This window comes from Pseudomonas serbica, from assembly GCF_028823535.1.
Classification (GTDB): domain Bacteria; phylum Pseudomonadota; class Gammaproteobacteria; order Pseudomonadales; family Pseudomonadaceae; genus Aquipseudomonas; species Aquipseudomonas serbica.
Genome location: NZ_JAQIYM010000028.1, coordinates 26,448 through 33,029, shown reverse-complemented (window position 1 = coordinate 33,029; position 6,582 = coordinate 26,448). Strand labels below are relative to the sequence as shown.

Annotated in this window: 6 protein-coding genes; 5 read left to right on the top strand and 1 reads right to left on the bottom strand. The window is 64.4% G+C overall.

Translation table 11 applies throughout. The features are described from left to right. Window positions 1–74 precede the first annotated feature (74 nt). Window positions 75–311: a hypothetical protein gene (locus tag NQL71_RS29245; protein ID WP_046818795.1), complete on the bottom strand. Its 237-nt coding sequence runs from the start codon at window positions 309–311 to the stop codon at window positions 75–77. 178 nt (window positions 312–489) lie between these two features. Between NQL71_RS29245 and NQL71_RS29240 the strand changes: the two genes are divergently transcribed. From NQL71_RS29240 to NQL71_RS29220, 5 genes are all read left to right on the top strand, one after another. Further along, window positions 490–2,253 carry an L-lactate permease gene (locus NQL71_RS29240; RefSeq protein WP_046818794.1) on the top strand — a complete coding sequence of 588 codons (1,764 nt, stop codon included), beginning with the start codon at window positions 490–492 and terminating at the stop codon, window positions 2,251–2,253. 90 nt (window positions 2,254–2,343) lie between these two features. Further along, window positions 2,344–3,843, top strand: coding sequence for a glycolate oxidase subunit GlcD (gene glcD, locus NQL71_RS29235; protein WP_046818793.1), 1,500 nt, complete (start codon window positions 2,344–2,346; stop codon window positions 3,841–3,843). Next, window positions 3,843–4,907, top strand: coding sequence for a glycolate oxidase subunit GlcE (gene glcE / locus NQL71_RS29230; protein WP_274643756.1), 1,065 nt, complete (start codon window positions 3,843–3,845; stop codon window positions 4,905–4,907). The genes glcD and glcE overlap by 1 nt, the downstream gene beginning before the upstream one ends. A gap of 3 nt (window positions 4,908–4,910) precedes the next feature. Further along, a complete protein-coding gene (gene glcF / locus NQL71_RS29225; protein ID WP_046818791.1) occupies window positions 4,911–6,131 on the top strand; it encodes a glycolate oxidase subunit GlcF in 1,221 nt (406 codons plus the stop codon). 19 nt (window positions 6,132–6,150) lie between these two features. Beyond that, a complete protein-coding gene (locus NQL71_RS29220; protein ID WP_046818790.1) occupies window positions 6,151–6,549 on the top strand; it encodes a heme-binding protein in 399 nt (132 codons plus the stop codon). Window positions 6,550–6,582 lie beyond the last annotated feature (33 nt).

The following is a 6,582-nucleotide window of genomic DNA, read 5'->3' as shown; positions in this document are numbered from 1 at the left end:
CATCGCCAGCAGGCTGGCTCCTGTAGGAGCTGGCTTGCCAGCGATGGCCGCACAACCAATCCCCTGCCCCTGCGTCATAGCGTCCTCTGGCTATTGCCAATTCCCTTGGCAATGTCGATCCCCCAGTCCATCGCCGCTTCCATGTCCAGCATATGCGGCTTGGGATCGTGGTTTTCGTCGATGGCCGTGCCGTCCGGTCGGTAGACTCCGATGAACATGCCCAGGGAGCCGTCCTTGAGTATCTCGGCCTTGACCTTGATGCTGCATCCGTTCGAAAGGGTCTCCTTGTGCTCCAGATGGCGCTCAGTCATTGCTGTTTTCCTCCCGTGGCTGGTTTTGACCTATCGGCAATGCTAGCTCAGGCGCCCGCAGAGCGCCGATTAACGCGACAGTCACCGCACCCTGACAGCGGCGCAATGCCACCTATACTACAGGCCACCTCCCCCCCCAAGGGGCTGCACTCCCAACAATAAAAAGCAGAGGTGGAACATGGTTTGGCAGCAAATCTACGATCCGTTCAACAACCCGGTGCTTTCAACCCTCATGGCCGCGGTGCCGGTGGTGGTGATGCTGGCAGCCCTGGCGTTCTTTCATGTCAAGGCACACCTGGCGGCACTGATGGCCCTGGCTTCGGCCCTGGTGATCGCGATTTTCGCCTTCGGCATGCCCGCCAACATGGCCGGATCGGCCGCGTTGTACGGGGCCGCCAACGGTTTGCTGCCGATTGGCTGGATTGTGTTGAACATCATCTTTCTGCATCGGCTGACGACCGAGAACGGCTCGTTCAAAGTGCTGCAGGACTCCCTGGCGCGGATCACCGATGATCGCCGCCTGCAATTGCTGCTGATCGCCTTCTGCTTCGGCGCCTTTTTCGAGGGCGCTGCCGGGTTTGGTACACCGGTGGCGGTGACCGGGGCGATCCTCATCGGCCTGGGCTTCTCACCTCTGGCCGCCTCGGGCCTGGCACTGATCGCCAACACCGCCCCCGTGGCCTTCGGTGCCCTGGGTACGCCGATCATTACCCTGGCCAAAGTCACCGGGCTCGATGAGATGGAGCTGTCGATGATGGTTGGTCGGCAACTGCCGTTCTTCTCGGTGATCGTGCCGTTCTGGCTGATCTGGGCCTTCGCCGGCTGGCGCAAGATGCTGGAAATCTGGCCGGCGATCCTGGTGACCGGGGTCAGTTTTGCCGTTCCGCAGTTCGTCGTGTCCAACTATCACGGGCCGATGCTGGTGGACGTGATCGCCGCGCTGATTTCCATGGCCTGCCTGACGGGTTTCCTCAAGGTGTGGAAACCGGCCACCGTACACACCTCCGCCGCCCTCTCCGGGCGCGTCGACAACTCGGCCATCGCCGAGGAACACGACGAAAAGCCGGTGGCCAGCGCAACCTTCGCCAGCGACGCCAAGCCTGCGGTGATGCGCGCCTGGATGCCGTGGATCATCCTCACCGTCTTCGTGTTCGCCTGGGGCACCCAGGGCTTCAAGAACATGTTCGACACCCGCCCGGCGATCGATCCGGCCACCAGCTCGGCCAAACTGGATCCCCAGGGTAAACCGTTGCGCGAGGCCAACCCAATCTTCGCCCCGGTCCTGACCTTCACCACGATTCACCAGCAGATCGAAAAGGTTCCGCCCGTGGTGCCGGCGCCGAAAACCGAAGAAGCGATCTACAAGTTCACCTGGTTCACCAGCACCGGCACCGGCATCCTGCTGTCGGCGATCCTCGGCGGGCTGTTGATGGGCTACTCCATCCCGCAGTTGATTCACCAGTACCTGCGAACGCTGTGGGTGGTGCGTTACTCACTGATTACCATTACCGCGATGCTGGCCCTGGGCTTCCTCACCCGTTACTCGGGGCTGGACGCGACCATGGGCCTGGCCTTTGCCGCCACGGGGGTTTTCTACCCGATGTTCGGCACCCTGCTGGGCTGGCTCGGCGTGGCACTGACCGGCTCGGACACCGCGTCCAACGTGCTGTTCGGCGGCTTGCAGAAGGTGACCGCCGAGCAACTGGGGCTCAGTCCGGTATTGATGGCCGCCGCCAACAGTTCCGGCGGGGTCATGGGCAAGATGGTCGACGCCCAGTCGATCGTGGTCGCCTCCACCGCCACCCGCTGGTACGGCCATGAAGGGGAAATCCTGCGTTATGTGTTTTTCCACTCGATCGTCCTGGCGATCCTGGTCGGCGGCCTGGTGACGCTGCAGGCCTATGTGGCGCCGTTCAGCCACATGGTGGTGGGCGGCCACTGATCGGCACAGCCCCGGGTTGCTCGCGCAACTCTGTTAAAAAAGCCCGGGCAATGGCCCGGGCTTTCATGAACGGAGTATCGTAAAACGACTATGAACATTCTCTACGATGAACGCGTCGACGGCGCGTTGCCAGAGGTCGACAAGAGCGCGCTGTTGCAGGCCTTGCGCACGCAGTTGCCTGATCTGGAGATCCTGCACCAGCAGGAAGAACTCAAGCCGTACGAATGCGACGGGCTCAGCGCCTATCGCACCACACCGATGCTGGTGGTGCTGCCGCGCGACATTGCCCAGGTCCAGGGCGTCTTGCGCCTGTGTCATCAACGCCGGGTTGCGGTGGTCGCCCGGGGTGCCGGCACCGGGCTGTCCGGCGGCGCCTTGCCCCTGGAAAAAGGCGTGCTGCTGGTGATGGCCCGCTTCAACCAGATTTTGCAGATCGACCCCGCCGCCCGCACCGCCAGAGTTCAGCCAGGGGTGCGCAATCTGGCGATTTCCCAGGCTGCCGCACCGTTCGGCCTGTACTACGCCCCCGACCCTTCTTCGCAAATTGCCTGCTCCATTGGGGGTAACGTCGCCGAAAATGCCGGCGGCGTGCATTGCCTGAAATACGGCCTGACCGTGCATAACCTGCTCAAGGTGGACATCCTTACCGTCGAAGGCGAATGCCTGACCCTGGGCTCCGACGCCCTGGACTCCCCCGGCCTGGACCTGCTCGCCCTGTTCACCGGCTCCGAAGGCATGCTCGGGGTGATCACCGAGGTCACGGTCAAGCTGCTGCCCAAGCCGCAATCGGCCAAGGTGCTGCTGGCGGCGTTCGATTCCGTGGAAAAAGCCGGCCGCGCGGTCGGCGACATCATTGCTGCCGGGATCATTCCCGGCGGCCTGGAGATGATGGACAACCTGGCCATCCGCGCCGCCGAAGACTTCATCCACGCCGGTTACCCGGTGGAGGCCGAGGCCATCCTGTTGTGCGAACTCGACGGCGTCGAAGCCGACGTGCGTGACGATTGCGATCGCGTGCGCCAGGTGCTGCAACAGGCTGGCGCCACCGAAGTGCGCCAGGCCAAGGACGAGGCCGAGCGCGTGCGCTTCTGGGCCGGGCGCAAGAACGCTTTTCCGGCGGTGGGCCGCCTGTCGCCGGATTACTACTGCATGGACGGCACCATTCCGCGCCGCGAACTGCCCGGTGTGCTCAAGGCCATCGCCAGCCTCTCGGCCGAGTACGGCCTGCGGGTAGCCAACGTGTTCCACGCCGGCGACGGCAACATGCATCCGCTGATCCTGTTCGATGCCAATACGCCTGGCGAACTGGATCGCGCCGAAGCCCTGGGCGGCAAGATTCTCGAGCTGTGCGTGAAGGTCGGCGGCAGCATCACCGGTGAACACGGCGTCGGCCGGGAAAAGATCAACCAGATGTGCGCGCAGTTCAACAGCGACGAGCTGACCCTGTTCCACGCGGTCAAGGCGGCGTTCGACCCCGGCGGCCTGCTCAACCCTGGCAAGAACATCCCGACCCTGCACCGCTGCGCCGAGTTTGGCGCCATGCACATACACGCCGGGCAACTGCCCTTCCCTGACCTGGAGCGCTTCTGATGGAGGCACCGGCCAATCTCGATGACAGCGGCGCACTGCTGGAGCAGGTCAACCAGGCACTGGCGAACGCCACGCCCCTGCGCATCCAGGGTGCCAACACCAAGGCGTTCCTCGGGCGCGTCACAGCAGGCGAAATACTCGATACTCGATCGCATCGGGGCATCGTCAGCTACGACCCGACGGAGCTTGTGATTACGGTGCGCTGCGGCACGCCAATGGCGGAACTGGCGAAGGTGCTGGACGACGCGCAACAGATGTTGCCCTGCGAACCGCCCTCCTTCGGCGAAGGTGCCACCGTCGGCGGCATGATCGCCTGCGGGTTGTCGGGGCCGCGGCGGCCCTGGTCGGGGTCGGTCAGGGATTTCGTGTTGGGCACGCGGGTGATCACAGGCCTGGGCAAACACCTGCGATTCGGTGGCGAGGTCATGAAAAACGTCGCCGGTTACGACCTGTCGCGCCTGATGGCCGGCAGTTACGGCACCCTCGGTTTGATCACCGAGGTCTCGCTCAAAGTTCTGCCCAAGCCCCGGCAGTCCCTGAGCATCAGCCTGCAAATGAGCGCCGAACATGCCCTGCTGCGCCTGGCGGAATGGGGCCAGCAACCGCTGCCGATCAGCGCTGCGTGCCATGACGGTGAACATCTGCACCTGCGACTGGAGGGCGGCGAAGGTTCGGTGGCGGCGGCCCATGACCGCCTCGGCGGCGAGTTGCTCGACAGTGCGTACTGGGCCGATCTCAACGAGCAGCGCCTGGCGTTCTTCGACGAAGACCAACCACTGTGGCGCCTGTCGGTGCCCAACAACACGCCACGGTTGTCCCTGCCCGGTCGGCAATTGATCGACTGGGGCGGCGCCCAACGCTGGCTCAAGTCCGATGCCCAGGCCAGGTTCATTCGCCAGGTCGTCGAAGAAGCGGGCGGGCACGTCACCTGCTACAGCCACGGGCTCACGGACACGCCGTTCCAGCCACTGCCCGACGCCTTGATGCGCTACCACCAGAACCTCAAGCGGCAACTCGACCCCCAGGGCATCTTCAACCCCGGACGCCTGTACGCGGAGTTATGAATCATGCAGACCACCTTGAGCGAACGCGCCCGTCAATTGCCCCGCGCCGAGGAAGCCGACAGCATCCTGCGCACCTGCGTGCACTGCGGTTTCTGTAACGCCACGTGCCCGACCTATCAGTTGCTCGGCGATGAACTGGATGGCCCGCGCGGACGCATCTACCTGATCAAGCAGGTGCTGGAAGGCAACGAGGTGACAGAGAAGACCCAGCAGCACCTGGACCGCTGCCTGTCGTGCCGCAACTGCGAGACCACCTGCCCCTCGGGGGTCGATTACCACAACTTGCTGGACATCGGCCGCGCCGTGGTCGATGCGGCAGTGCCGCGTCCGCTGGGCCAGCGTCTGTTGCGTGAAGGGCTGCGTACGCTGGTTCCGCATCCGGACCTGTTCAAGCGCCTGGTCAACAGCGGCCAGGTGTTTCGCGCGCTATTGCCCGGCGCGCTGCAAAGCAAACTGCCGCGCAACGTGCCGGTGACCAAGCAACGCCCCGCCGTGCGCCATGCCCGCCAGGTACTGATGCTCGAAGGTTGCGTGCAGCCGGGCCTGTCGCCCAATACCAACGTGGCCGCCGCCCGGGTCTTGGACCGCCTGGGCATCAGCGTCATGCCGGCCCGGGAGGCCGGTTGTTGTGGCGCCGTGGATTATCACCTGGACGCCCAGGCTGCCGGCCTCGATCGCGCCCGGCACAACATCGATGTCTGGTGGCCGGGCATCGAACAAGGCGCCGAGGCCATCGTGCAGACCGCCAGCGGTTGCGGCGCGTTCATCAAGGATTACGGGCATCTGCTAGCGCGCGACCCGGAGTATGCCGACAAGGCCAAGAGGGTCAGCGCGCTGGCCAAGGACCTGGTGGAGGTGTTGCGCGCCGAACCCCTCGAACAGCTGGGGATCCACAATGCCCACCGCGTGGCGTTCCATTGCCCCTGCACTTTGCAGCACGCGCAAAAACTCGGTGGCGCGGTGGAAAAGGTACTGATGCGCCTGGGCTTCAACCTCACCACCGTGCCTGACGGGCACCTGTGCTGCGGTTCGGCGGGCACCTATTCGCTGACCCAACCCGAACTGGCCCGGCAACTGCGCGACAACAAGATGAATGCCCTGGAAAGCGGCTACCCCGAAGTCATCGTCACCGCCAACATCGGCTGTCAGTCGCACCTCGACGGCGCGGGCCGAACCCCCGTCCGGCACTGGATCGAACTGGTCGAAGCCGCCCTGTCCCAATAGCGCCCACTGGAGAACGCCCATGAACAGCAAAGCCGTCCTGAGCCAGGCCGAAGTCAGCCGGATACTCGACGCCGCCCGCACCGAAGCCCAAGCCAATCAGTGGCCGGTGACCATTGCGGTGGTCGATGATGGCGGTCATCCACTGGCCCTCGAACGCCTCGATGGCGCACCGCCCATCAGTGCCTACATCGCCACCGAAAAAGCCCGCACCGCGGCACTCGGCCGGCGTGAATCCAAAGGCTATGAAGAGATGGTCAATGGCGGGCGCACAGCCTTTCTCTCGGCCCCGCTGCTGACCTCGCTCGAAGGCGGGGTGCCGATCTTGGTCGACGGCCAGGTGGTCGGTGCGGTCGGGGTGTCCGGGGTCAAGGCCGAGCAGGATGCGCAAGTGGCGAAAGCCGGGGTGCAGTGTCTGTAATTTGACATGTCCCCTGTAGGAGCTGGCTTGCCA

What these genes read in the sequence shown, in the direction of transcription:
- NQL71_RS29245 (WP_046818795.1), bottom strand. Translation starts at nt 311, where the DNA reads ATGACTGAGCGCCATCTGGAGCACAAGGAGACCCTTTCGAACGGATGC.
- NQL71_RS29240 (WP_046818794.1), top strand. Translation starts at nt 490, where the DNA reads ATGGTTTGGCAGCAAATCTACGATCCGTTCAACAACCCGGTGCTTTCA.
- glcD (WP_046818793.1), top strand. Translation starts at nt 2,344, where the DNA reads ATGAACATTCTCTACGATGAACGCGTCGACGGCGCGTTGCCAGAGGTC.
- glcE (WP_274643756.1), top strand. Translation starts at nt 3,843, where the DNA reads ATGGAGGCACCGGCCAATCTCGATGACAGCGGCGCACTGCTGGAGCAG.
- glcF (WP_046818791.1), top strand. Translation starts at nt 4,911, where the DNA reads ATGCAGACCACCTTGAGCGAACGCGCCCGTCAATTGCCCCGCGCCGAG.
- NQL71_RS29220 (WP_046818790.1), top strand. Translation starts at nt 6,151, where the DNA reads ATGAACAGCAAAGCCGTCCTGAGCCAGGCCGAAGTCAGCCGGATACTC.